Origin of the sequence: Myroides odoratimimus, assembly GCF_001485415.1 — a bacterium.
Classification (GTDB): domain Bacteria; phylum Bacteroidota; class Bacteroidia; order Flavobacteriales; family Flavobacteriaceae; genus Flavobacterium; species Flavobacterium odoratimimum.
On record NZ_BCMQ01000001.1, the window covers coordinates 248,250 to 274,199 of the forward strand.

General features: G+C 35.3%; 23 protein-coding genes and 3 tRNA genes. 8 read left to right on the forward strand and 18 right to left on the reverse strand.

The features are described 5' to 3' along the window. The first annotated feature begins 606 nt into the window (after positions 1–606). A complete protein-coding gene (locus MODO_RS01065) occupies positions 607–2,715 on the forward strand; it encodes a peptide MFS transporter (RefSeq protein ID WP_006257529.1) in 2,109 nt (702 codons plus the stop codon). A gap of 19 nt (positions 2,716–2,734) precedes the next feature. After that, positions 2,735–3,187 (forward strand): thioredoxin family protein, encoded by a 453-nt coding sequence (locus MODO_RS01070; RefSeq protein ID WP_006257530.1) that lies wholly within the window; start codon positions 2,735–2,737, stop codon positions 3,185–3,187. Between the two features lie 5 nt (positions 3,188–3,192). Here the strand turns inward: MODO_RS01070 and MODO_RS01075 are convergent, their stop codons facing one another. The 5 genes from MODO_RS01075 to surE form a co-directional block, all read right to left on the reverse strand. After that, entirely contained in the window at positions 3,193–5,220 is a 2,028-nt protein-coding gene (locus MODO_RS01075) for a ComEC/Rec2 family competence protein (protein WP_006257531.1), read from the reverse strand. Between the two features lie 143 nt (positions 5,221–5,363). Beyond that, on the reverse strand, positions 5,364–5,984 hold the full coding sequence (locus MODO_RS01080; RefSeq protein WP_006260523.1) for a C40 family peptidase: 621 nt from the start codon (positions 5,982–5,984) through the stop codon (positions 5,364–5,366). A 23-nt stretch (positions 5,985–6,007) separates the two neighbouring features. Then, positions 6,008–7,132 carry a lipid-A-disaccharide synthase gene (gene lpxB / locus MODO_RS01085; RefSeq protein ID WP_006257533.1) on the reverse strand — a complete coding sequence of 375 codons (1,125 nt, stop codon included), beginning with the start codon at positions 7,130–7,132 and terminating at the stop codon, positions 6,008–6,010. Continuing rightward, positions 7,133–7,411 (reverse strand): hypothetical protein, encoded by a 279-nt coding sequence (locus tag MODO_RS01090; RefSeq protein ID WP_006257534.1) that lies wholly within the window; start codon positions 7,409–7,411, stop codon positions 7,133–7,135. Continuing rightward, on the reverse strand, positions 7,412–8,179 hold the full coding sequence (surE, locus tag MODO_RS01095; protein ID WP_006257535.1) for a 5'/3'-nucleotidase SurE: 768 nt from the start codon (positions 8,177–8,179) through the stop codon (positions 7,412–7,414). A gap of 340 nt (positions 8,180–8,519) precedes the next feature. Between surE and MODO_RS01100 the strand changes: the two genes are divergently transcribed. Continuing rightward, complete coding sequence (locus tag MODO_RS01100; protein ID WP_006257536.1) at positions 8,520–10,754, forward strand: carboxy terminal-processing peptidase; 2,235 nt, start codon at positions 8,520–8,522, stop codon at positions 10,752–10,754. A 1-nt stretch (position 10,755) separates the two neighbouring features. Continuing rightward, positions 10,756–11,841 (forward strand): ABC transporter permease, encoded by a 1,086-nt coding sequence (locus MODO_RS01105; protein ID WP_006257537.1) that lies wholly within the window; start codon positions 10,756–10,758, stop codon positions 11,839–11,841. Between the two features lie 389 nt (positions 11,842–12,230). Here the strand turns inward: MODO_RS01105 and MODO_RS01110 are convergent, their stop codons facing one another. From MODO_RS01110 to MODO_RS01130, 5 genes are all read right to left on the reverse strand, one after another. Continuing rightward, positions 12,231–13,121 carry a glycoside hydrolase family 25 protein gene (locus tag MODO_RS01110; RefSeq protein ID WP_006257538.1) on the reverse strand — a complete coding sequence of 297 codons (891 nt, stop codon included), beginning with the start codon at positions 13,119–13,121 and terminating at the stop codon, positions 12,231–12,233. A 66-nt stretch (positions 13,122–13,187) separates the two neighbouring features. After that, entirely contained in the window at positions 13,188–14,027 is an 840-nt protein-coding gene (locus MODO_RS01115; protein WP_006257539.1) for a mechanosensitive ion channel family protein, read from the reverse strand. Between the two features lie 314 nt (positions 14,028–14,341). Continuing rightward, positions 14,342–14,423, reverse strand: a tRNA-Leu gene (locus MODO_RS01120). A gap of 186 nt (positions 14,424–14,609) precedes the next feature. Next, a tRNA-Leu gene (locus tag MODO_RS01125) sits at positions 14,610–14,691 on the reverse strand. A gap of 186 nt (positions 14,692–14,877) precedes the next feature. Next, positions 14,878–14,959: transfer RNA gene (locus MODO_RS01130), tRNA-Leu, on the reverse strand. Between the two features lie 132 nt (positions 14,960–15,091). Here MODO_RS01130 and MODO_RS01135 point away from each other — a divergent pair. Next, positions 15,092–16,480 carry a dipeptidase gene (locus MODO_RS01135; RefSeq protein ID WP_006257540.1) on the forward strand — a complete coding sequence of 463 codons (1,389 nt, stop codon included), beginning with the start codon at positions 15,092–15,094 and terminating at the stop codon, positions 16,478–16,480. Positions 16,481–16,746: 266 nt separating this feature from the next. Here MODO_RS01135 and MODO_RS01140 read toward each other — a convergent pair whose 3' ends face one another. Beyond that, complete coding sequence (locus MODO_RS01140; RefSeq protein WP_006257541.1) at positions 16,747–17,670, reverse strand: helix-turn-helix domain-containing protein; 924 nt, start codon at positions 17,668–17,670, stop codon at positions 16,747–16,749. A gap of 126 nt (positions 17,671–17,796) precedes the next feature. On the opposite strand from MODO_RS01140, the gene MODO_RS01145 reads away from it, so the two are divergent. Then, a complete protein-coding gene (locus MODO_RS01145; RefSeq protein ID WP_006257542.1) occupies positions 17,797–18,102 on the forward strand; it encodes a cupin domain-containing protein in 306 nt (101 codons plus the stop codon). Positions 18,103–18,146: 44 nt separating this feature from the next. Here MODO_RS01145 and MODO_RS01150 read toward each other — a convergent pair whose 3' ends face one another. The 4 genes from MODO_RS01150 to MODO_RS01160 are packed head-to-tail and all read right to left on the reverse strand — an operon-like array spanning position 18,147 to position 20,349. After that, entirely contained in the window at positions 18,147–19,397 is a 1,251-nt protein-coding gene (locus MODO_RS01150; RefSeq protein WP_006257543.1) for a glycosyltransferase, read from the reverse strand. A gap of 3 nt (positions 19,398–19,400) precedes the next feature. Continuing rightward, a complete protein-coding gene (locus MODO_RS01155; protein ID WP_006257544.1) occupies positions 19,401–20,018 on the reverse strand; it encodes a HipA domain-containing protein in 618 nt (205 codons plus the stop codon). Further along, positions 19,985–20,146: a hypothetical protein gene (locus MODO_RS19425; protein WP_006257545.1), complete on the reverse strand. Its 162-nt coding sequence runs from the start codon at positions 20,144–20,146 to the stop codon at positions 19,985–19,987. The genes MODO_RS01155 and MODO_RS19425 overlap by 34 nt, the downstream gene beginning before the upstream one ends. Continuing rightward, a complete protein-coding gene (locus MODO_RS01160; protein ID WP_006257546.1) occupies positions 20,143–20,349 on the reverse strand; it encodes a type II toxin-antitoxin system Y4mF family antitoxin in 207 nt (68 codons plus the stop codon). Before MODO_RS01160 ends, MODO_RS19425 begins: the two co-directional genes overlap by 4 nt. Before the next feature lie 238 nt (positions 20,350–20,587). Here MODO_RS01160 and MODO_RS01165 point away from each other — a divergent pair, with 238 nt between their 5' ends. Beyond that, on the forward strand, positions 20,588–21,169 hold the full coding sequence (locus MODO_RS01165) for a MiaE family protein (RefSeq protein WP_006257547.1): 582 nt from the start codon (positions 20,588–20,590) through the stop codon (positions 21,167–21,169). A 49-nt stretch (positions 21,170–21,218) separates the two neighbouring features. Here the strand turns inward: MODO_RS01165 and MODO_RS01170 are convergent, their stop codons facing one another. The 3 genes from MODO_RS01170 to MODO_RS01180 all read right to left on the reverse strand — a co-directional run bounded on the left by MODO_RS01170 (position 21,219) and on the right by MODO_RS01180 (position 23,930). Beyond that, the gene (locus MODO_RS01170; RefSeq protein WP_006257548.1) at positions 21,219–21,686 is read right to left on the reverse strand and encodes a hypothetical protein; all 468 of its coding nucleotides are present in this window, start codon (positions 21,684–21,686) and stop codon (positions 21,219–21,221) included. A gap of 225 nt (positions 21,687–21,911) precedes the next feature. After that, entirely contained in the window at positions 21,912–22,538 is a 627-nt protein-coding gene (locus MODO_RS01175; protein WP_006257549.1) for a DUF6266 family protein, read from the reverse strand. A 312-nt stretch (positions 22,539–22,850) separates the two neighbouring features. Beyond that, the gene (locus MODO_RS01180) at positions 22,851–23,930 is read right to left on the reverse strand and encodes a hypothetical protein (RefSeq protein WP_006257550.1); all 1,080 of its coding nucleotides are present in this window, start codon (positions 23,928–23,930) and stop codon (positions 22,851–22,853) included. 445 nt (positions 23,931–24,375) lie between these two features. On the opposite strand from MODO_RS01180, the gene MODO_RS01185 reads away from it, so the two are divergent. Beyond that, the gene (locus MODO_RS01185; protein WP_006257552.1) at positions 24,376–25,950 is read left to right on the forward strand and encodes a hypothetical protein; all 1,575 of its coding nucleotides are present in this window, start codon (positions 24,376–24,378) and stop codon (positions 25,948–25,950) included.

The following is a 25,950-nucleotide window of genomic DNA, read 5'->3' on the forward strand; positions in this document are numbered from 1 at the left end:
CTATAAACACAACTAACAACAAATCGTCTACTAATGCCCTCATTTGGAGTTAATGACTCCATAATCCCTTATTGCCTTATTCTGAACGTTTAATTGAACATTAACAACCTCATATTCAACCACTATCATTAAACAAAATGAAGTAACTTCGGAAATCATTCGGTAATAACTAATAACTACAAGGGATAAAAGGTACTTTACCGAATGATACTCTATCTCTACCCGAATAATCTATATAGAAGTATATCATCATGATCTCAATATAGTTATATGCTGACGAAGTTAGGATCAACTCTTCATTACAGATTAGTATGCTAAATTTAGCATAACCGCAAATTACTTTATTTTACAACAATTACTATTTTATATAAAAACACTTAATCTGATTATACTTTATTCTATCATATCGCAATATGAACCAGTAGAATTAAGAATAGTGAATAAAAACGAACTATAAATACTAATCTCTCACTAAAAACTATTTATATTTTTTAGTAAAACAATTAATCTTAAGTTTATTTTACTATTTTTAGCCTTTATGACATGAGATTATGTCTTAAACACAATCTTATAACTAACCACAAACTAGACTTTTAAAATTACATTATGGAAAACTCTACTACTGACCGGCCGAACTTCTTCGACAGTAAAGTTCTGGGACATCCTTCAGGATTATTCGTTCTCTTCTTTACAGAGATGTGGGAGCGATTCTCATTCTACGGAATGCGCGTATTATTGATTCAATTCTTAACCATGTCTGTCATAGGTCTCAACCCTGGATGGGAAATGAGTGTAGTAGATGCAGGAGCTATATTCGCTACTTATGCCATGTTATTATACATCACTCCTATCTTCGGAGGTATCCTAGCAGATAAATATCTAGGTTATAGATGGGCTGTAGTAATTGGTTCACTAATTATGACGCTAGGGCATGCCTCTATGACTTTTGAGACAGAGTTCTTTATGTATCTAGGATTAGTACTATTAGTAGTAGGTACAGGATTCTTTAAACCAAATATGACTTCTATCCTATCAGAGATGTATAAATCATTCCCTGAGAAGAAAGATGGAGCTTATACAATCTTCTACATGGGAGTTAATGCAGGAGCATTCTTTGGTATGATGCTATGTGGATATATCGGAGAGCGTATCGGATGGCACTATGGATTTGGTTTAGCAGGTATCTTCATGTTACTAGGTACACTACAATTCTGGTTTGCTAAACCTATCTTCGGAGCTATAGGTGATGTTCCTAATACATCTACAGAAATAAAAGAAGACACACCTCTAGATACGAAAGACTTAACACCTGCTCAACAGGATGAACTGAAACGCAATCCATTTACTACATTAGACTATATACTTATAGCTATTACTACTATCATTGGATTCTTATATGCATTTAGTGATGTATTCTATATCGTAGGTAAGATTAGATTATTCCCTGCCGAAATATTCGGTATGGATGGTCAGGCAGTAGTTGTTGTCACAGGACTATTAATATTGATGTGGTTAATTATATCACGTATAATGAGATATGCTAAAGTAGTTAGAGATCGTATGATAGCGGTTATCATCTTTGCTTTCTTTACGATATTCTTCTGGATGTCGTTTGAACAAGGAGCTACATCGCTAATCATCTTCGCACGTGACAATACACAGAGAATTCTATCTGGAGACAAGGCATTGCTATTTAATATCTTCAACTCATTACTGACGATAGTGCCCTTACTAATTATCTCTTGGGTACTTATTTTATTAGCAAAACAGACAATTAAAAAAGCGTTACTATCTAACATTATATTAGCGATTACTTTTGTGGGAGTGTGGGCATCAGCTATCTGGATGCTTAACAGAGACTGGTCATTACATGCATACGAAGTTACTTATGATGCAATCCAAGTTCAAAAAGTAGACAGAGAAGGTAAGCCTATTCTAGACAAGCACAATGAGCCTATCTATGACTATAAAGCGATACATGCTGCTAACCAACCTAAAGAAGGAGATAATGTGGTCAAACATACTGCTGTAGTATCACAGTTAGCAACATTAACTAAAGGGGATAAAGTAGAAATCTTTCAAGAGTTAGGTAACTTTAATATCCTTGATAGTAAACAAAAAGAAAATCTAACTAAACAGTTTACTGAAGCAAATAAAGAAACTGAAATAGTACAAGCAGAGATAACAGAAATAAAAGATAATCAAGTAGAGATAACAGCTTCGTGGTTCTCTATCCTTAATTCATTCTTTATTATTGCATTAGCGTCTCTAGTATCTAAGTTATGGGATTCTAGATTTAACCCTCCTGCATCTATTAAGTATGGACTAGGATTAATTATTATGGCTATCGGATTCGGAGTATTAGCATACGGTTCACATGGTATTACAGAAGGTACGAGAGTATCTATGATGTGGTTAGTTTTTGCTTACTTCTTCCATACATTAGGAGAATTATTCTCATCACCTGTAGGATTATCGTATGTTTCTAAATTAGTTCCTGCAAGAATGATTGCACTAATGTTCGGAATGTGGTATCTTGCAATCGCAATTGGAAACAATTTAGCTGCCACATTGGGTGGACAAATAGAAACTATTACAGAGCAATACTCATTATCAGTATTCTTCTTAATCTTCACTATAGTGCCTATTGTAGCAGGGTTGTTAGTTATTGCTCTTAACCCAGTGTTGAAGAAATTAATGCACGGGGTCAAATAATAACAATATTAAAAGAAATATGAAAAAACTGTTTTTATTACTTACCATTACTTTCTTAGGATTAACAGCTAATGCTCAAGAAATAAAATGGATGTCGTTTAACGAAGCTATCGCAGCACAAAAGAAAGAAGCTAAACCTATCTTTATGGATGCTTTTACTGACTGGTGTGGACCTTGTAAAATGCTGGACAAAAATACTTTTAGTGATGCTAAAGTAATCGAGTATATCAACAAGAATTACTATGCTGTGAAATTTGATGCAGAAGGTAATGAAGAAATAAACTACAAAGGAACAAAGTACACAAACCCTGGATACAACAGTGAAAGAAAAGGTAGAAATGCTACACATGACTTCACGATGTTCTTAAGAATACCTGGATACCCTTCTATGGTTATCTTCGGTACAAAAGGTGATGTGACTAAAGTAATCGTTGGGTACCAAACCCCTCAACAACTATTACAACAGATTTAAGATCATTATAATAAAGAAGACCAATATCCCTTTTCATACATATCATGGAAAGGGATATTCTTTTTTACACATATATCAATACACTTTCTCTTAAACCAAAAAGGGACTGAATTATGAAAGATCACTAATTTAGGTAACCTCACTTCTAGCATTCGCTCAAAGTTAATATTAGGTTGCCCAGAGAATAATACAACAGAAGCATCTAATACTCCATTATACGCTATCCTATCAGTATCTATAATTAGCAATTTGTCTTGAGTATTCGGTACGATCCCCTCTAATGGATGGTACATGACTTTATCTAAACCATACTCTTGTACATATTTATCTAAATCACGTAGATATCTCTGGTCAGTACTATCAATAAGATTCATTAATACATGTACAGTATCATAGTCTCTAATCCATATTGATCTATTATTCTTATTAGACATGAATGGAACCACAATTTCAGTATCCAAAGTATCTTCTTTACTCGATCCTAAAGTAGCACCTAGCTGTAAAGCACTACATAGTAATACCCCTACTACTATATATCTCAATTTCTTCTGATAATAAGTAAGTAATACTCCTCCTATAAGAATCAAGATTAAAGACATTTGTGTAAAGCCTATCTGTACATTCTGATAAGAGAAATAATCCAAACGATACACTAGTTCTATTAAGCGGTACATTAGATCCGTTAACACATTAAGGCAAAAACCAACTGCTATAGATATACTTTCAATCCACATCACAATCAAATAGACCATCCCTAAAATAATAAGTACTGTTATTAACGGTATGACAATTAGATTAGCTAATAAAAACAGAAAAGAGAACTGCTGAAAATAATACAACTGAATAGGTATCAGACCAACCTGTACACTTATAGACACATAAGTAATCCCCTGTATATACTGTAGTATTTTATTTTTAGAATAGAACTTTTTAAATAAAGGTAGAATATACACAATACTAATAACGGCTAAATAGCTTAACTGAAAACCTAGATCATATACCCAATAAGGATATATACATAGACTACAGAATAAGGCTAAACCGATGCTGTGCTCTAAATTCTGATTTCTTCTTAAAAGTTGACTAACAAGATAAATCGTAAACATGAGAACCGCTCTAAATACTGAAGCTGAGAAACCTGATAAAAAGACAAAGAACCACAGCAATACAAGTATCACAATACTCCTTATCCTCTTAGGTAAAAAGAATAAACTTCGGGCAAGAACTAAGTAGATAAGTCCTACATGCAATCCTGAAATCGCTAATACGTGCATGACTCCTACTTCTTTAAACTGATTAATAATAGTAGAGTCTATATATGACTTTTCCCCTACTAACAGAGCCATGATTAGACCTTTAGTATTCTCTTGAAGAACAGTGTTGTCAAGATATATTTTATCAATTAAAGACCTCCTTAACTTCAATATTTCATAACGCCAATGTACATCATGTCCTACTACAAAGTAATCTCCTACGTAACTTTGAATAAAGATTCCCTTACCTTGCATATACTTTCGATAATCAAACTGGCCAAAGTTCTTCGGTTGTTGTATACTCCCTACCCTGCCATAATAACTAATGACATCTCCTACTACAAGTGAATCTTGACGCTCATTAAAATAAAGAGCAATCTTATTACTGCACACTGTATCACCTACTCTAATCAATTCTCCTATAAATCGTTTGTTCGTTTTATTACTAAGAGTCTCTGTTATTTTTATATCTATTCTACTATTTTTAGGCTTATTTAGATATGTCTCTATTTTTAGTAACTCAGAATCATATTGATTCTTAACCAAACCTTTTAACCCAACACCTAAAAAGAAAAAGAGACTGACAAATAATACAATATCCTTACTCCCCATAAACCAAGACGGAAAATGTACATATCTATTCATTAATGATATTGTCAATACAAATAGAAGAATACATAAAGTGGCTATCACCCAAAAAGTACTTATAGGTAAGTCTAAGTATATTCCCAAAAAAAGGAATAGAGAATAAAATAAAAAAGAGAATTTAATAGGCTTCATACTTACAATAAGTATCAAAACCCTTTCCAAAATAACTGATTCTTTGATTAGTATCAGCAATTCTAAAAATATAGTGAATACAATAAAAAAAGCCCTATCCTGATGGATAGAGCTTAATATTATTTTTTTGAATCCTTGTAATCTTAATTCATACTTTCTAGAACAACACGGTTAATCTGTGCGAAAGTTCTACTATAGTAATTTTCTTTTGTTGAAGACACAATCACTCCTTTGCTAGTTGAAGAATGAATGAACTTAATTTCGTCATCTAATACTTCAGTGATTATTCCTACATGACTAATTCTATTGCCACGAGTTTTAAAGAAGATTAGGTCACCTGTCTGTGCTTCTGCTTTTCTCACACGTTCACCTACTTGAGCCATTTCACTTGAGGTACGTGGCAGATTCACACTAGTATCTCCGAAAGCAGTCATCACTAGACCAGAGCAGTCCATACCTTTTCTACTCATTCCACCATATCTATAACGCACACCTTCATAATCAAAAGCGGTATTCAACACTTGACTAGTCAAATTATCGAAGTACTCCCCTTTTGCTTCTTTTGCCTCCTCCATAAAGTCACCTAATAAAGCGTCTAATTCTGCTTGTATTTTATCATCTACATTTTTACTCTCAGCGATAACGGCTGTAGGTTTCTTTTTAACAGGGCTACTATAAACAGCTTTACTTGTTGTCTTCGCTTCTATTGTATGGAAACCAGAAAGGCCCAAAACACTGATTAATAATAATGTAAACTTTTTCATATTGGTTATTTTGTGGTGGTTAACTAACTTCTTTTTGTCATATGATTTTTTATTATTTCATCCGCAACATAATCACTCGCTCCTCGACCGCCTAAATTACGAATTAATTCTTTATATTTTAACAATATTTCATTTCTTTTTTCACCTTGTATGATTTTTGCGAATTCTTGCTCTATTCTTACAGCATTACAATCCCCTTGAATAAGCTCTACAACCACATCGTCATCCATAATTAGGTTTACGAGAGAAATATACTTTAATTTTATAATTCGTTTAGCTATTTCATAAGATACTTGATTCCCTTTATATAAAACAACCTGTGGCACACTAAACAATGCTGTTTCTAACGTTGCTGTACCTGAAGTCACTAATGCAGCATGGGCAATATTCAATAAAGCATACGTTTCATTAAATACAAACGAAATATTTTGATCTTTTATAAAAGTCTCATAGAATGAAGCTTCTTGTCCTGGAGCACCAGCTATTACAAATTGATATTGTGGGTAATGATGTATTACAGAAAGCATTTCATTTAATAATCTACTGATCTCCTGCTTTCTACTACCAGGTAATAACGCAATCACTGGTCTATCATCTAAATTGTGCTTTTTTCTAAAGTCCTCATGCTCCTGTGCACGGTAATTTGCAATAGCATCAATTAATGGGTGTCCTACAAAGGTTACAGGGTAATTATGTTTCTTCTCATAAAAATCCTTTTCAAAAGGCAGAATTACATACATAAAATCAAAATCTCTTTTGATATCATTGATTCGATTCTCCTTCCAAGCCCATATTTGAGGTGAGATATAATAATGTGTTTCTATACCTATTTTCTTTGCCCATTTAGCTATTCGCATATTAAAGCCGGGGTAATCAATAAACACTAATACATCTGGATTAAAAGATGCGATATCTTTTTTACAGAACTTAATATTGCGCAATATTGTTCCTAGATTTTGTACCACTTCAACAAATCCCATAAAAGCAAGATCTTTATAATGCTTCACGAGCTTACCGCCTACCTGTTGCATTAAATCTCCTCCCCAAAAGCGTATCTCTGCCTCAGGGTCTTTCTTGTATATAGATCGCATAAGATTAGATCCATGTAGATCCCCTGATGCCTCTCCTGCTATTATATAATACTTCATCTACACTAACTGTGTTATTATGGTTAAAATAATTACGGCTAAAATACAACCTCTAGCCATAAAATCTAATCTGCGATTAATAAAAAACGTAAACAATAGCAAATTAAGTAAGCTCCCTATCGCTGTTATTCTTCCTACCAACCCTATGTTATTAATGAAACTAAAATCACTAAACAACTCATAGTTAGTAAACAACAACAAATAAAGTTCTATACCCACTACAGTAGCCACTACACCTCCAACAAAACCGATTAGAATATGAACAATCTTATCTTTCATCTACAGATCCCATCTATTAATACGTTCTAATACTTGATGTGCTGTTAAGTCAAATTGCACTGGTACGATAGAGATATAGTCATTTCGCAATGCCCACTCATCTGTATCTTCTCCTTTATCCTGGTTCACGAATTCTCCTACTAACCAGTAGTACTCTTTTCCATGAGGACTAACTCGTTTATCGAAGTTCTCCACCCATGTAGCCTTAGCTTGTCTACACACTTTTATTCCTTTAATATCTTCAGTAGCCAACTTTGGGAAGTTTACATTCAACACCACGTCTTTTGGAATCCCATGTTTAAGTGCCTCTGTTGTAATCTTTTTTATAAAAGGTTTTATTTGTTCAAAATCTGCGCTCCAGCTAAAATCTAATAAAGAGAAACCTATTGCAGGTATACCACTCATCCCTGCTTCTAGTGCAGCACTCATCGTTCCTGAATAAATAACATTGATAGAAGAGTTAGAACCGTGATTTACACCAGACACACACAGATCAGGTGTTCTTTCTAGTATTTGTCCTAGCGCTATCTTTACACAGTCAACTGGTGTACCTGAACAAGCGTATTCTAATTCTATCTCTGGGTCGATATTTACTTTTTCTAACGTAAGCGTATTATTGATCGTTACAGCATGCCCCATTCCAGATTGAGCACTATCTGGGGCAACTACCACTACTTCTCCTATCTCTTTCATCACACTTATCAAGGCTCTCATTCCTGGTGCTGTGATACCATCATCATTTGTAACAAGTATTAAAGGTCTTTGCATCATATATTTATTTTAATTACATTCGCTAATGTAAGGATTATATGTTATTTTGTTTGTGAAATTACTTAGTTTTAACCGAAAATACGCAATAGACATATAGACGAAAAGTAATTATACAAAATAGGTCAGAATTAGTGATACAAGCATACACTAGTATGGTTTTAGAGCTAATGAAGGAGCTATAAAGTAGAATTACTTTGCAGTATTTGGCTGATACGGATTTTGGGTTTAAGCATATAACAACTACGGATTTTTATACGATTATGTGTTTTAACAAATAATTATCGACCTTATCGTATAAATATTTACTTTTTTAACTACTTTAGTTCAAAACTAATTAATGAATACTTTTAAGCTATTTATGAAAAGAAATTATAAGGTTATACTTCTACTTATCGGAGTGTCTGCTCTTCTGTGGAGTTTTATGCCTAAACAGCAAAAGGATACGCCTGAAAAAGATCAGCTTCTTTTAGAATTAGTAACGTATATATTAGAAAACACGCATTATAATCCAGCAAAGATTGATGATAAATTCTCTGCTACTGTATATAAAGAATATCTAAAAGCATTGGATCCAATGAAGAGATACTTCTTACAATCGGATATCGATGAGTTTTCTAAATATGAGTACCTAATAGACGACATGATTCAGTTAAAGGAACTTTCTTTCTTTGACCTGACTTATGAGCGTATTACTCAACGTATGAATGAAGCTAAAGGTATTTATACGGAAGTTCTTGAACAACCATTCGAATTCGAATCAGACGATGTATTAAATGCTGACTATGACAATATCGGCTACGCTAAAGATGCGGAAGAATTAAAAGAGCGTTGGAAAAAACTACTAAAACTTAATGTCTTATCTACCATTACTGACAATCTTAAAATACAAGAAGGTAAAGTAGAGGAAGAAGAAGAGTTTGACGAGTTCGGAGAGCCTATCGTTAAAGAAGAAAAGAAAACAGATAAAAAAGCAAAAGACAAAAAGCCTGTTGAAAAGAAATCTTTTGAACAACTTGAAAAAGAGGCTCGTGAAAGTGCTTTAAAGTCATATGATGAAGTTTTTGAATTCATTAAAGACCTTGAAAGAAAAGACTGGTTTGCTATCTACTTAAACTCTATTGTAGAGCGTTTTGACCCACATACTTTCTACTTTGCTCCTGAAGACAAGGAGAAGTTTGATGCTAGCATGAGTGGTAGCTTCGAAGGGATTGGTGCTGTCTTACGCAAAAAATCAGAAGGTGTAGAGATTAATGAACTTGTACCAGGCGGACCTGCTTGGAGAGGTAAAGAAATCGAAACTGGAGATATTATCCTTAAAGTTGGTCAGACTAAAGATGAAGAACCTATCGACATCGTTGGTATGCGTCTTGACAACGTTGTAAAACTGATCAAAGGGAAAAAGAACACTACAGTATTCTTAACGATTAAGAAAATAGACGGAACGATTAAGGTTATCCCTGTAATGCGTGAAGTTATCGAAATGGAAGAAACTTACGCTAAGTCAAGTGTTATCCAAGATGGTGACAAGAAATATGGGGTTATTCATTTACCTAAATTCTACATTGACTTTGAGAACAAAGACAGTCGTAACGCATTTACAGACGTTGAAAAAGAAATTAAAGAACTAAAACAACAGAACATAGACGGTATCATTATGGATCTTAGAAACAATGGTGGAGGTTCATTAGAGACAGTTATCAAAATGGTTGGGCTATTCTCTAAAGAAGGCCCTGTAGTACAGGTGAAGTCTTCTAGAGGAAAACAAAAAGTACTAGATGATAAAGATACTCCTATCGTATGGGAAGGACCATTAGTTGTATTAGTAAATAACTTCTCTGCTTCTGCTTCTGAAATCTTTGCAGCAGCTATCCAAGATTATAAGCGTGGAATTATCATCGGTAGTAAACACACGTATGGTAAAGGAACTGTACAAAACTTAATAACACTTAATGACCTATTAAGAAAACAACCTTATGGCGATTTAGGTGCTTTAAAAGTAACACTACAGAAGTTCTACCGTATCAATGGTGGTTCTACTCAACGCGAAGGAGTACTAAGTGATATCGTATTACCAGACAGATATTCTTATATCGACATGGGAGAAAGAGATATGGATAACGCAATGCCATGGGACAAGATAGAAAGAGCTACTTATACTCCGTATAACAATGATTTCTCTGCTGTTATCAAGTCAAGTAAAGAACGTATTGCCCTTAATGAGCAATTCAAATTGATTGACGAGAACGCGCAATGGATCAATGAAAGAAAAGATGAAAAAGAAGTTCCATTAAGCCTTGAGAAATATCGTGCAAAACAAAAAGAAGTAGAAGAGAAAGCTAAGAAATTCAAAGCTATTTCTAAGTATAAAAACGAATTGAAATTTACTTCTTTACCTAGCGAATTAGCTAGAATCAAGAACGATACAATACTTGAAAGCAAAAGAGATAGATGGCATGAGATGCTAAATGGCGATGTCTATATCGAAGAAGGTGTGAAAATCTTAAAAGACTTAGACACAAAGAAAATATATAAAGTAAGTGGTGATAAAAACAACGTAAGTTCTAAATTATAGAATGTCTCACACTAGCAAATCATATACACAGATTGCGCTCCAAAAATTCAAACAAGATTTTTGGGGCGTTTTGTGTTTTTGGATTATTGTAAGCATTGCTATAGTAGCAGCCTTTGCTTACTTCATTATCCCTGACAACTCTAAGAATGCTAACGCAGGAGACCTTGCCCTTCGTTCTCAGAGCCCAGGTTTTACAGTATCTACTATCACTATTCCTACAGACACAGATCGCACCTGGAGTGAGCTTTGGTTTGGAAGAGAAGAAGCTACTAGATTTATCCCTATTAGTGAATATCACATTACTAACGATACCCTATTCTATAAGGGGTATAGTAACCAACCACAACTAGAAGAAACTAAAAGCATAGCGCTGAGTTCTTTAAACAACGCTAAAGAATCCGAGATTATCAAACAAAAGAAATATTGGTTAGGTACAGATAACCAAGGAAGAGACTACCTAAGTAGACTAGTTATTGGTGCTCGAGTATCTTTATCTATAGGCTTTGTAGCTGTGCTAATATCTTTAGTGATAGGTATCACATTAGGCGCTATAGCCGGTTACTTTGGCGGAAAGATAGATGCCTTTATTCTTTGGTTGATTAATGTGTTTTGGTCTATACCTACCTTACTGTTAGTGATTGCCATTACTTTAGCCTTAGGCAAAGGTTTTTGGCAAGTATTCATCGCTGTTGGACTAACGATGTGGGTAGAAGTAGCTCGTGTAGTCAGAGGACAAGTAATCAGTGTAAAAGAACAACAATACGTAACTGCTGCCCATGCTTTAGGCTATTCTAACTACAGAATCATTACTAAACATATCTTGCCAAACTGTATGGCTCCAGTCATCGTAATTTCGGCTGCTAACTTTGCTTCTGCCATTTTAGTAGAGAGTGGACTAAGTTTCTTAGGTTTAGGAACACAAGTACCTACACCTAGTTGGGGTGCCATGATTAAAGAAAACTATAACTATATCTTATTAGGCAAACCTTATTTAGCCTTATTACCAGGCTTTGCTATGTTTGTACTAGTGATAAGTTTTATGCTGATAGGCAATGCCTTAAGAGATGCCCTTGATGTTAGAAAATAACATCCCATCCTTATTTTTTCCTTATTATCCTGGAATAAGCGATAGACATATAAACGAAAAGCAAGTATACAAAATAGGTCTGAATTACTAATAAAAGCATACTATAGTATGGTTTTAGAGCTAATGAAAGAGATATGAAGTAGAATAGCTTTATCGTATTTGACTAATGCTTAATCTGGGTTTAACTAACGCTGATTCTAGGATTATACACAATGTCAAAGAACATACTATAAGTCATTACTTACGGTGTATCCAATCTAAATCAGATACAGCACAAAAGTAAATAACCTTATTTATGTTCTTTTCAATATTGCTCATAACGCCCTATTATGACGATAATGAGTGTATATGGTAGCAGAAAGTGGGACACTGTACACCCTAAAAGAACTTTAAGGCACAAGTAACTCTCGTATATCTGCCTTATTCCCATTATAGATATTTAAGTCCACCTTACCATCTATTCCATTGATAACCCCTTTCTCTGTAAATTGCCAGAAATGCCAGTCAGGCTTTATTTCTTCAACAAAGAAGTTGTAGTTAGCGATCCATAATACATGATCAGGGAACCATTCCTTAAGGTGATGTGTATAGTAATTCTCTCCCGAATACAAGATCGGTTTTACTTTATAATGCGCTTCTACTAGCTTGATCCAGTTTTGCAGTCCTTTTCTAAGATTCTCCATAGACTGCTCTTTAGGCATATCCTCTATATCTAATACAGGAGGAAAGTCTCCTTCAGATATTTTCACTAGTTTGATAAAGTTTTCTGCTTGCTCTGTCGAATTTTCATCAGGGCGATAATAGTGATATGCCCCTCTAATAAAGTGATTTGCTCTAGCGCCTTTCCAGTTTAGATGAAAAGCTTTGTCCTTGCCATCTTTACCCATAGTCGCTCTAATAAACACAAAGTCAAGAGAAGCTTTACCAGCTACAGAATCCACCACCTTCCAATCGATCACCCCTTGATAATGGGACACATCGAAGCCGACTAGCATACTATCATGTCTATTCAACACCTCTACAGTACGCACATCATAGATAGACTTGCCTTCTGACTTGTCATCAGAGCTAAAGAAATAGCGTATTCCCTCTCTAAAATGTAACCCAAACCAAATACCTATTCCCACTAATACCACGATGATGACCACCCACTTCACAGTAGTCCATGTAGATGATTTAGTACTCTTCTTTCTAGAAGGTTTTCGTTTTGTTGGAGGTTTTCTCTTTGGTCTAGCCCCCACAGCAGACATAGGATTTGAATTAGTTTTATTAGAAGCCATCTCTCTTTAGAAAAAAGCAAAATTAATCCTTTTATTGATATTGAATACTTCTAGAAGCTATAACTTTTACACAGACTCAGCACCTTGTTTTAATTTGAGTACAGGCACAGGTAGTTCTATATTATTCGCCTTAAATTTCTTGTCTATCTCAAAGCGGATCTCACTACCGATGCGATCGTTATCAAAAGCGTTATCTATAAAATAATACAAGATAAAACGGATAGAAGATTCTCCGAACTCATCTATAAACACTATAGGTTTAGGTGTTTTTAGCACCTCATCATTATCCTCTACACATGATAATAACACCGATTTGACTAACTCTACATCCGTCCCTATAAATGCACCTACATTAATCCTAGCACGTATCACAGGGTCCTCATGCGTCCAGTTATTCATAATATCGTCTATCAGTTTTCTATTCGGAATCACGATATCCTTTCTATTACGCGTCTCAGCGATAGTACATCTAAGGTTAATGACCTTCACACGAGCCACCTCACCTCTTATCTCTACCACATCACCAACGTTCAATGTCTTGTCAAACAAGATGTAAATACCTGCTATCAAATCTCTAAAGATATCTTGTAGTGCAAATCCCAAACCAACAAATAGAGCGGCTGAAGTAGTCAAAAACATACTGATATTTATCCCTACTACATTCAGGATAAAGAAAATCATAATCAGGTAAATAAAGTAATTAATGAAATTAAAAACACTCCCTAGCCTAGCCGCTACATCAGGAGTAGCCATACGTATAAATGCTTTTTTCAACAGCCTCACCCCTACATTAGTAATCATAAGCGTGAATGCGATGAATAATAAGGTACCTATCGTAATACTGATAGACTTACTCGTATATAACTCAAACTCTAATACAGTTGCCAGCAAATTTTTTAATTCCATTCCTTTTTCCTTGATTAATCCTTAGACATTATAATTTAGACTCCACTTCATACAAAAGTCACACCATTCCTCTAAATTCAATATTTAAAGAATGAAATTTACAAAAAAAGATGATACATAATTTCTAATCAATGATAATATCAAGAAACATATTTTCTAAAAGCTAAAACGAATACGAGTAGGTCTATACAAAATAATGATGTAAACTCTCGTACTGCTATATAATATTTGATTATTGTATTGCTACAAAAAAGTTAATTAAGCTATAACTTTACACCAATAAAAAAGCCTCTTCGTTTGAAGAGGCTTTTCTGTGCGGGTAAAAGGACTCGAACCTTCACACCTTGCGGCACCAGATCCTAAGTCTGGCGTGTCTACCAATTTCACCATACCCGCGAATCAGTGGAACATCCTGTTCCTTTAAGACGTGGCAAATATAATAGATTTTTTTGCTTAAAAACAAATCTTAAATAATAAAAAAAATCATTTATTTTTAAAACTCTTATACAGAGACTTTTAAAAATAAATGATTCCTAAAATAATTCCATAAAAAAAGCCTCTTCAAATGAAGAGGCTTTTTTGTGCGGGTAAAAGGACTCGAACCTTCACACCTTGCGGCACCAGATCCTAAGTCTGGCGTGTCTACCAATTTCACCATACCCGCGAATCAGTGGAACATCCTGTTCCTTTAAGACGTGGCAAATATAATAGATTTTTTTGCTTAAAAACAAATCTTAAATAATAAAAAAAATCATTTATTTTTAAAACTCTTATACAGAGACTTTTAAAAATAAATGATTCCTAAAATAATTCCATAAAAAAAGCCTCTTCAAATGAAGAGGCTTTTTTGTGCGGGTAAAAGGACTCGAACCTTCACACCTTGCGGCACCAGATCCTAAGTCTGGCGTGTCTACCAATTTCACCATACCCGCGAAATCTAGTGGAACATCCTGTTCCTTTAAGACGTTGCAAATATACAACAGGTTTTTTTATCTGCAAGAAAAAAATTGTATTTTTTTATTCTTAGCTTTGTGAGTAACAAAATCAATGTATCCTTTTATATTATGAAAGATTCAAAACAATTTGTTCAAGAAAACAAGCAACGTCTTTTAGATGAGCTAATTGAACTATTAAAAAAGCCGTCTATCAGTGCTGATAGCGCTTATTCTCAAGATGTAATCAACACTGCAGAAGCAGTAAAAGAAAGTTTAGAAAAAGCAGGATGTGATATAGTAGAATTATGCGAAACACCTGGTTATCCTATCGTTTATGGTGAGAAAATCATCGATCCAGCTCTTCCTACAGTATTAGTTTATGGACACTATGATGTGCAACCTGCTGATCCTATTGAGTTATGGACTTCTCCTCCATTCGAACCTGTAATCAAAACAACAGATCTACACCCTGACGGAGCAATCTTCGCTCGTGGAGCTTGTGACGATAAAGGACAAATGTATATGCACGTAAAAGCGTTCGAATACATGATTGCAAATGATGCATTACCATGTAACGTGAAGTTCATGATCGAAGGAGAAGAAGAAGTTGGTTCTGTAAGTTTAGGATGGTTCGTAAAAAGAAACCAAGAGAAACTTAAGAATGATGTAATCTTAATCTCTGATACAGGAATGATCTCTAACGAACAACCTTCTATCACGACAGGATTAAGAGGATTGAGCTATGTAGAAGTAGAAGTAACTGGACCTAACAGAGACTTACACTCAGGATTATATGGAGGAGCTGTAGCAAACCCTATTAACGTATTGACGAAGATGATTGCTTCTCTTCACGATGAGAACAACCATATCACAGTACCAGGATTCTATGATAAAGTAGAAGAATTATCTCGTGAAGAAAGAGACGAAATGGCTAAACGTCCATTCTCTTTAGAAGACTACAAACAAAAACTTGATATTGACGATGTATACGGAGAAGCAGGTTATACGACTAATGAGCGTAACTCTATCCGTCCTACATTAGATGTGAATGGTATTTGGGGAGGTTATACAGGCGAAGGTGCTAAAACAGTTATCGCTAGTAAAGCTTTTGCTAAAATCTCTATGCGTCTTGTACCAAACCAAGACTGGGAAGAAATCACGGAACTATTCAAAAAACACTTCGAAAGCATCGCTCCTGCAGGAGTACGTGTAGAAGTAAAACCTCATCACGGAGGACAAGGATATGTGACTCCTATCGACTCTATCGGATACCAAGCTGCTTCTAAAGCATATACAGATACATTCGGAGTAACACCTATTCCAGTACGTTCAGGAGGAAGTATTCCTATCGTAGCTTTATTCGAAGAAGAATTAGGTTCTAAATCAGTAATGATGGGATTCGGATTAGACACTGATGCGATCCACTCTCCTAACGAACACTTCGGAGTATTCAACTACCTAAAAGGTATTGAGACTATTCCATTGTTCTACAAATACTATACTGAAATGATGAAATAATCCATCATTAACTATAATACTAGAGCGAGTAAGAAATTACTCGCTTTTTTTATGCCTTTTTTATTCCCCTTCATTCTAGTGATAACAATAAAATAGAATCACAATCGCATACTGATCGCATTAAAAACGACCAAAAATATGCGACCACTATGTAATCACTATCCGATAACTATGCGATAAGGGCAACAAAAATGCAATAACGAGTACCCTGACAGCGTCTTCTGTATTCCATTAATTTATATTATTTTGTCGTACTTCAAAGTAGATTATATAAAAGTACTAGGCGACACACCGAACTTCTTTTTAAACATCATAGAGAAGTGTGCATAGTTCTTATAGCCAACTGATCTAGCTACTTCCTCTATACTATAGGTCCCCTTAGAGAAAGACGTTAATAAACGATATGCCTCATTCATTCTCATCTCTAATACATACTCGTGAATAGTCATCCCAAAGCACTGCTTAAACCCTGCTTGCAGCTTCGTACGATTCATTCCTATACGCATCGCTAATTCTTCTATGGTATGTTTTAGATAACTCTCTTGCTCTAAGAGCGTCTTTAGGTCATATAATCTACTTATATCTTGAGCATGTATGCGCTGAGCGTGTTTTTGGTCTACATCAGATTGCACCTGATTTAACTGTAATGCCAGAAGTAACATTACTTTACCCTCGATAAACAAATCTTTTACCATACCCGTATAAGGACACGTATTGATTTCATAAATGAGCTGTTTCATATCAGGAGTGATTGTGAAACTATCGTCTCCTAATACGGCGATTTCACCGAGAGACATCTTTTTTAAGAATTGATAACTCTCCTTAGACTCCTCTTTCAAGTTGTGGATTAACCAATTTTCTCCTATTTCGATCTCACAGCTTATAGCACTATCACATACAGGATCATATAGATAACCATCTAGTACAGGCAGATAAAATAAGGTACACTTCCCTACTTCTGTATAGATAGAAAACTTCTGTTGATATCGTGCCTTGTACTCCGTATACCCCTTATCTAGCTCATAATGGAGCTGTATATAAGGTTGTTCCTTATACACATACGTCTTACTCGAAGTCTGTTGAGTACTCTGATAGAAGTGCAGATCTAAGTCTTCTGTACACAATTGTCTATGCATCTGTACATACCCTTCTCCTCTTCTACAGTCGTCAAAACCTAATCCTAATCTCATACACGATCTTATTATTGCAAAAAACAAACATCATACTGCAAAAACCAGATGTATACCTCTTTAGCTTTGCTTAGTTGTTTTTACTAATTCTAAATAACAAAGATAATACATCTAAAATAGACTCAAATGAATAAAATAAACTTAGCTCAAGAATCAGATTCTCTAAAAGACTTTTGGCAATTAAAAAACTTAGGAAATATCAATGATCACACCATCAATTTAATAAAACTACAAGGAGAGTTTGAATGGCACTCACATGACCATGAAGACAAACTGTTTATGGTAGTAGATGGAATCCTAGAACTTCACTTTAGAGATAAAGTAATTACTCTTCACCCTAACGAATGCATTATTGTCCCAAAGGGAGTAGAAAATAAACCTGTGGGAAAAGAAGAAGTTACTCTGATGCTTTTTGAACCTAATAGGATGTAGTAGATAGTGAGTTGTTGTCGCGGATTTTTATAATCCGTGGCACCCTATCTACTTGTTTTCTCTTGTATCCACATCCCAAAGAATTTACTACTCTGTACACTGTGATGTCTTAGTACCTCACTTATAAAGTTGGCTCTACGCGTCTCTTTTAGATTGCTAAACATGGTATTGACAGCACTATAAAATAAGTCTCCATAATACTTACTATCATAATTAGCCTTGATAAGCTTCACACCATATTCTTGCTTCTCCTTCCATAAAGATTCCGTTGTATAAAGCTCAACTGCTCTATCCACGAATTCTTCTACATCATCTGTGATAAAACCGTTCCATTCATATTCCCCACGCATTGCCTCTCCACCTACAGACGAAGACACAGAAGGCGTCCCCACTCTCATAGCGTCAATAAACTTCCCTTTAATCCCAGCTCCAAATGGTATAGGAGCTAACATCACTCTAGCATCACTAATGACCTCTAGGGCATCATCTGCTCTACCGTGTACTAAGAACTTCTCGCGCTCATTGTGTAGTTGCATCACTTTAGGAGAAGGATAAGCTCCATAAATATGCATTCTTGTCTGCGGTAACTTCTTGCGCAACAGCGGCCATATTGCCGTCTTTAGCTTAAGAACAGTCTGCCAATTCGGCTCGTGAATAAAGTTCCCTATAAACACAAAGTCCTCTCTCTCCTCATATCGTTTCCAATTACCAATATCCTCTACTGTAATCTCTTCTTCCATAAAAGGGATAAACAACAGCGCATTCGGTAATATATGGAACTTCTCTACTAATAACTTATACTCATACTCTGAAATAATCAAAGTCAAATCACATCTCAATATACTAGCTAGTTCACGTTTAGTACGTTCACTGTATAAATATTCTTCTATATCCTGTCCTCCTTTTTTCTGCATCTCCTGACGAGCAAATCGAAGGAAGTGTAAGTCTTCCGTATCTAATATCGTCATCGCATCAGGACATTGTTCTGTCACACGCCATCCGAACTGCTCCTCTATCATAAAGCGGTCATACATCACTATATCAGGCATCAGATCAGCTAATACCTCATCTGTACGCGCATCATTTAACCACAGCTCTACTTCAGTCACCCCATAACAAGACAAATCATCACTCACCTCAGACTTTTTCGCTGTACTCCCGAAGTAGATCTGCATCCCCCAGTCTTTAAAACATTGCAGCAGCTGAAGCATGCGCTTCCCGGCTGCAGAGGATTTAGACTCTGGCCATACAGGTCCAATAACTAATATTTTCTTTCTGGATAAATTGTGTTTCATAAACTATTGCTTAAGCCTTTCTATCTGTGTATTTATTGTAAGAAGATAATCTTTCTTTAAATCCTCTGATAAGAACGATTTATTGATAAGCTCCACTGCTTTTTTATTCCATCCTTCTATTCTAGAAAACACATTGTTTACCTGTTTTTTATTCAACTTCAATACTTCTGCAAAGCGTTCAAAGTATGCTCTATTTTGATTCTTCTTTTTACCTCCTAAGTTTAAGGCAAAGTCATCCTTATCTTTAGGCAGAACTATTTTTACATTTAGCAAATCATACGCAGGTGATAATCCCCACACATTATCTATACATAACATAGAGAAGTTCTTTAAGTGCATATTATTATTCCCTATAATAAAATTAAAAACAGCCAACTCAAAGAAACGCATCTTATCTAATGCTGTATAAGATGATAATTCTCCTATCTCCTTACCCACTTGCTCCATTGTGCCAAGATACTTATCTTCTAATTCTAGGATCTGCAAGAAATCAATCATGTGCAGTTTTTTGCTATTTGCAGTTCTATCCACTCTTTTTGTTATATAACACAACTCTCCTGATGCCATTCTAATTAAGCTAGAAGACACTACGTTGATATCAAACAACTCTGCCAAACGCATAGACAAATGAACTGCTGCCCATACTTCTCTATGTACTCTACTAGATATTCGAATACATATTCTCCCTGATCAGTCTCCGTTAATACTCCTGCATTAACAGAATCATACTTAATTAATGCCCTTCTCATAATTCCTTAGTATTTATAGGCCCTAGAGTATGTCCAAACATGATAAGTACTTCATTTACCTTAGCTAAGCTTAAATTATCTTTCCCTTGCTCTATCTTTCTAATAACAGTCAATGCAACTCCAGCCTTATCAGCTAACTGCTCTTGTGTTAAACCAACCCTTTTGCGATGTTCTTTAACAAACTCTCCTAATGATGTGCTCATATACTCCAGAATTAAATACAATGAAAATCTTAACTCATATTATATGCAATAACATATAATTATACACAAATATACAAAACTATATGCAATTACATATAATCCACCTCTAAAACATCATTTTATATGCAATAACGTATAATACAGACAAAAGCAACTCTCTAATAGCGATAGGATAATCCAATAATACAGTATGTTACTACCTAATAATTGCTATTTTTGCATAAAACGAAAAGGAATTATGCTTGGATTAAAACTATTAACAGACCCTCGATGGGCAGATATCGCTGAGTCTAACTTAGAAGAGATATTAACGGACCACTGTTGGTGCGAACAAAAGGCAGCTACGAATGCCATAACATTGATTACGTATAACTCAGAGCACGAAGACTTAGTGACTGCGATGACGGAGATTGCTATCGAAGAGATGCAACACTTCCAGATGGTACATAACATCATTAAAGAACGTGGATACACACTAGGTAGAGAACGCAAAGATGACTATGTAGGTCAGCTGTATAAATTCTCTAAGAAAGACGGTAGCCGTAATGAGTGCTTCATTGATAAACTATTATTCGCTGCGATGATAGAAGCGAGAAGTTGTGAACGTTTTAGAACACTATCTCAAAACATCAAAGATGAAGAGTTAGCAAAGTTCTATCATGAACTGATGGTATCAGAAGCAAATCACTATACTACATTCTTAAAGTTCGCTAAGAAATACACAGAGAAAGTAGATGTAGACAAACGTTGGAAAGAATGGCTTGAGTTCGAAGGAGAACTAATCCAATCTTACGGAAACAAAGAACACATACACGGATAATAGTAAAGAGCTTCAGCTAATAAACTGAGGCTCTTTACTTTTACAATATCTAGAACCCCATTTTTAACTTTGGATATACACTATCATTCCCACTAAGGCGTATTTTGATATTCAGATTAAAACCTTTTATTACAGGTATCCTATCCTCGTTAAAGGGGATACCGTATCCCAGTCCTATATCCATCAAGTTTAATAATGATATACCTACTTGTGGTTGTACATATTTAGTAGAAGTTTTTGCTCCATAGAACAATAATCCGTTGCTTTTAGTAATATCCACATACGGCAACCAATGCCATTCCTTGTGATAAGGAGTTGCCAATACACCACCTCCTACAAAAAGCCATTTTTCATCAGAACTCAATACATCATACTCCACTCCTAACTGAATCATGCTATGCGTTCCTTGATTATACCCTACGTTAAATATAGGTTTATAATCAGAATTACTGCGCTGCCCCCAGCCTACTACAGTCATAAGGCAAACTCCTAAAACAATACTTAATTTACTCAGCATAAGAATTCTATATTTTTAGAAAACATCAAATCAATTATACACTAATATAACGACTAAAATAGTATATTCCCTTTTGCACTAAATATTTTGAAATACAAAAAGAAAATTAATAATGACTAACGTTCTAAAAAGAACTATTTTCTTTTTATGAAAACACAGTATATATGCAAAGATAAAGAGAGCCTGAGTTATCCCCAGGCTCTTCTTTATTCATCCTCACACAGCCTACACTACACTTAAGAAAGCACTTGTACTGCTATACTTCTTAGCTTCATCTACTATGATTAGCCACACTGAGTTATTCTTAGCCCACTCAGCAGGGATATTAGCAGAGATAGTCCCTGCCTTACGATTAGCCTGATTCTCTATCACGTAGAACTGGTTAGCATCTTGATTATACACCACGAAGACCATATCATCTTTCTCCTTTGCCAATCCTATTCCCACATCAGACTTCCAATTCACAGTAAGTTTAGCATTCTCTATCTTCACATCGCTTACGATAGGCACAGGCAACACCCCTTTAGTGATCACTACCTTAGCGTAGTCTATTGCTAAGTCACCATCTTTCTCTATTACCGTTTCTAATAACTGATAAGACATCGCTAAGTTGGTTCTAGACTTAGCCCCTTGATACTCTCCGAAATACTTCCCTGTCAATTGATTCAACGGAGATAAGAACTCTGCTACTAATTTAAACTTTGCACGTTGTTTTAACTGTCCTTCCGTTGCAGGTTTACCACTCTTTTTTGGCAAGCTTCGGATAATGTTTTTACCTCTCCAGTTTACCCCTACTACAGTACCTACTTTTCCTTGTACTCCTCCTAAAATTCCTTTTTTAATTTCTGCCATGATTTCTAATTTTTTAAAATGGTTATTAATTATGATATCAGATTATTACTCAGTAGCTACTCTATCGCTTAATCTTCTGATACAAATCTATTTCATATCAAAAACTTTATTTTAAATCATGACTTTTTTAACCACACATGACCTATTCTAGTCACTTATGGTCGCATATAGTGGGACACTATACGCCACTTCTTACATCAGATCTACACCTAAACTAGTAGATACAGAAAAGCCTTACTAGTATAAAACAGTAAGGCTCTTCTTCCCTTTAAAAAAAATGTAAACAATTCTTCTTTCTATAACGTTACTCTCTTAGAATTTCTTAACAGCTTCTGTTGTAGTAAAATATCCATTAAATAATAACTTCATCTCCTTATCGCCAAAGGCTTTAAAATCAAATACCCCTTGACTCTCAACACCTTTCTTTCCAGCACCAACCCCATTATTTGGTATTACTAATCCTTTCGTTTTTAATGTAATATCAGTCAATCGATCTTCATTCACTTCATATGATTGGGCATCTTCCCCTTCTAACATCAAAAACACACTTCTTACGATCCAATCACTTGAATCACTTAAAGAAACACGTTGACCAAAATCAGTAATTTGATTCTTACTGTTCAATTTAATCGTCGGGTTTGGAATCCAAACTGTAATACTCATGTTATTAGCAGCTTCTCCATTTATATTCCAAACATTGATTTCTACAGCATTCATCGTTTTTCCATTTAAGAGATACACTCTGTCTTTAACCCCAGATTTATACTTATACTGGCTTACGTCAAAGGTTAACTCATGAACCTCATAGTTTTTACCTCCTATCCAGAAGTAACTCGTATCAGCTAACACCTCTACAGTGACCTTATTACTCTCCTTATAGCCTTCGCCACCTCTTGCTACGAAAGTGTACACACCTACCTCTGTCGGAGTATATTCAGCTCCCTCTATCTCTGTTCCACTCTCTACATGGTATATTTTAGCAGCTACAGTCTCTTTAAAATCATTTAATACGTCGAATACGATTTTGTTTCCCACGATTACCTTGCTCTCCTTTACCGATAGATTTATGTTTACATAAGCTTTCACTTTAATATCTACAACCTTGCTAGAAGTATACCCCGCCTTCTTCGCTACTACTTTAAAATCTCCTGGTTTCATAAACTCATATAGTGCATTCACCTGTGTCTCATTGATGAAGATTCTAGCACCTTTCACCTCTTCCCCTTTTTGGCTTTCTACCTTTATAGATACCTTATCACCTACGTAGTAGTTCTTCTGTTCAATTTTTACGACTAACTCACCTAATTTTTCATCATCTATCACAGCATTATCATCGCTACTACACGAAGCTAATAATGATAGACCTAGAAATAAAAATAAAATTCTCTTCATAACTTTTTTAACTAAATAATTTTAATTACAAATTAACAAAATTCACTTTTTATTAACTAAAACAAATCAAATATGGTACATAGCAATTGCGTATTTTTTAAACAAACCTCTCTAATTGATAGAATTTTAACGAAAAGAAAGCCTCTAGCAGAGAACAAATAATAACACTCATCACATATATCAGAACAATTAATTATACTATTCAAATATTTTACACACTACTTCTAACCGACAAGTAGTCAAATTCTTCTTTAAAAAAATATTTTACCAACTATTAATCAATTGATTAACAACTAAAAAAACTCTTTAAACCCTATTTTCAATCATTGTACTTATTATCATTACTTTCATTAGAAAATGATGAAGATAATTCCTATCTTCATCTAACGATAGAGCCAATAATTACTTACTTTTGTTATAATAAAACATTACTAATTCACCGATTATGAAGTTTATCCCTCTAGCAGAGATAAAGCACTTATTACCAGAGGACTGTTGGTATAAGCATGAGAATCTAGACTTGCCGATCTTATATTACGAAGGGCACCAGCAGTGGGAAGACCCACTAAACCTAGATACCATCTCTGCCCAACATTATACTGATGACCTTATCCCGTTTATTCTTATAAATGGCAATCTTACTGTACCCCAAATTTTCAATGCTAATACAGAGATTTCTACAGGACTCGTGGTACTAGGTAGCCTTACTACTAATAATATAGCAGTAGGAGGACAAGGTATCTATGTCAAAAGAAATCTAAAGGTAGCAGAGGTATTCTGGGGAGATTATAATCATGGAGAACTTATCGTAGGAGGTACCATACGCGCTAGACTGTTTATCAATACAGACTATGGTGTAGACGACTATCGCTTCAGTATGAAAGATCGCATAGAGATAGACTTCTTGCTAAACCATGACTTAGAACGAGACGTAGCAGAGCCTACAGTCCTATTCCATTTGATCAAACCAGAATTCTTATATAAACGAGAAGAACTAGATGACACCATATATTCTTGGGCAAATTGGTTGCGTACTGATGCTATTTTACAATCATTCGCTCAGAACCAATCCATTCTACTAGAAACGCCTAATCCTGCCTATGCAGATGAGAAGTACCCATTTGCTTTTGCGAATAAGGAGGTGAACCTAGACAACCTAATGAAGCTAGCAGGTGGTAGCATCTTTAATCAAGATCATATCCCTACTGGAGAAGAGATCGTCATAGACTATGCAGAAGAAGATATGTATAAGCGTATCTCATTTACGAATGGAAACTCGTACACTACATCTGTGTACTTCCAGTACCAAGACTTATACGCAATGCTAGTCACCATAGAGAAGAAGAAGTCTCTACTTCCATTCTCTAAAGACTACGCCTTACAGACCTTCTATAGATACCCTACAGAGCTAGATCAGACTTGGCAGCCGATGGTGAATACCAGTATAGCCGAATCACTGACCATCGAATGGGAGAAGCTATTAGTAGAATACAGTGATATGATTGGTATCTATAATAAGAAACAGAAGATCATCACCGTAGCCAACTTTAACGACATCATGAAGCGCCCTGTCGTACAGCGACTAGGTCAGCGATACTATGAGAAGGAAGACTCTACGATATACTACTGTGGACAGCAGTGGAGATTCAGACTAGAGGACAGAGCTGCAGGTCATGCTCCACGTATCACCATACAAAACTACCTCGGCAAAGGTAAAAATGGAGAGAACCAATACGAGTACTTCCACTACGAGCTAGAGCAAGACCCTGACCCAAAAGGCAAGCCGTACATACAGCTGTATTACCAACGTGAGATCAGCCCAGATGCAGATGTATTCTTCTTAGAAGTATCTACCCGCAGACGTATGCTAAAAGCGATTAACTACTTCATCTACCTACAGAAGTACATCGAACGCGTATGGATAAAAGAAGAGGTCATCCTCACCGATGAAGAAATAAAACTACGCGAAGCTAAAGAGAGAGGTAACACCTATCTTAAAAGCATCCTAGGACACCGATAA

Coding starts and splice junctions, on each gene's coding strand:
- MODO_RS01170 (WP_006257548.1), bottom strand. CDS start 21,686: ATGCTGAGTAAATTAAGTATTGTTTTAGGAGTTTGCCTTATGACTGTA.
- MODO_RS01075 (WP_006257531.1), bottom strand. CDS start 5,220: ATGAAGCCTATTAAATTCTCTTTTTTATTTTATTCTCTATTCCTTTTT.
- MODO_RS01165 (WP_006257547.1), top strand. CDS start 20,588: ATGCTTGGATTAAAACTATTAACAGACCCTCGATGGGCAGATATCGCT.
- MODO_RS01160 (WP_006257546.1), bottom strand. CDS start 20,349: ATGAGCACATCATTAGGAGAGTTTGTTAAAGAACATCGCAAAAGGGTT.
- MODO_RS01180 (WP_006257550.1), bottom strand. CDS start 23,930: ATGAAGAGAATTTTATTTTTATTTCTAGGTCTATCATTATTAGCTTCG.
- MODO_RS01115 (WP_006257539.1), bottom strand. CDS start 14,027: ATGGAATTAAAAAATTTGCTGGCAACTGTATTAGAGTTTGAGTTATAT.
- MODO_RS01070 (WP_006257530.1), top strand. CDS start 2,735: ATGAAAAAACTGTTTTTATTACTTACCATTACTTTCTTAGGATTAACA.
- MODO_RS01065 (WP_006257529.1), top strand. CDS start 607: ATGGAAAACTCTACTACTGACCGGCCGAACTTCTTCGACAGTAAAGTT.
- MODO_RS01155 (WP_006257544.1), bottom strand. CDS start 20,018: ATGCGTTTGGCAGAGTTGTTTGATATCAACGTAGTGTCTTCTAGCTTA.
- MODO_RS01150 (WP_006257543.1), bottom strand. CDS start 19,397: ATGAAACACAATTTATCCAGAAAGAAAATATTAGTTATTGGACCTGTA.
- MODO_RS01110 (WP_006257538.1), bottom strand. CDS start 13,121: ATGGCTTCTAATAAAACTAATTCAAATCCTATGTCTGCTGTGGGGGCT.
- surE (WP_006257535.1), bottom strand. CDS start 8,179: ATGCAAAGACCTTTAATACTTGTTACAAATGATGATGGTATCACAGCA.
- MODO_RS01145 (WP_006257542.1), top strand. CDS start 17,797: ATGAATAAAATAAACTTAGCTCAAGAATCAGATTCTCTAAAAGACTTT.
- MODO_RS01080 (WP_006260523.1), bottom strand. CDS start 5,984: ATGAAAAAGTTTACATTATTATTAATCAGTGTTTTGGGCCTTTCTGGT.
- MODO_RS01100 (WP_006257536.1), top strand. CDS start 8,520: ATGAATACTTTTAAGCTATTTATGAAAAGAAATTATAAGGTTATACTT.
- MODO_RS01175 (WP_006257549.1), bottom strand. CDS start 22,538: ATGGCAGAAATTAAAAAAGGAATTTTAGGAGGAGTACAAGGAAAAGTA.
- MODO_RS19425 (WP_006257545.1), bottom strand. CDS start 20,146: ATGAGAAGGGCATTAATTAAGTATGATTCTGTTAATGCAGGAGTATTA.
- MODO_RS01105 (WP_006257537.1), top strand. CDS start 10,756: ATGTCTCACACTAGCAAATCATATACACAGATTGCGCTCCAAAAATTC.
- MODO_RS01135 (WP_006257540.1), top strand. CDS start 15,092: ATGAAAGATTCAAAACAATTTGTTCAAGAAAACAAGCAACGTCTTTTA.
- MODO_RS01140 (WP_006257541.1), bottom strand. CDS start 17,670: ATGAGATTAGGATTAGGTTTTGACGACTGTAGAAGAGGAGAAGGGTAT.
- MODO_RS01185 (WP_006257552.1), top strand. CDS start 24,376: ATGAAGTTTATCCCTCTAGCAGAGATAAAGCACTTATTACCAGAGGAC.
- lpxB (WP_006257533.1), bottom strand. CDS start 7,132: ATGAAGTATTATATAATAGCAGGAGAGGCATCAGGGGATCTACATGGA.
- MODO_RS01090 (WP_006257534.1), bottom strand. CDS start 7,411: ATGAAAGATAAGATTGTTCATATTCTAATCGGTTTTGTTGGAGGTGTA.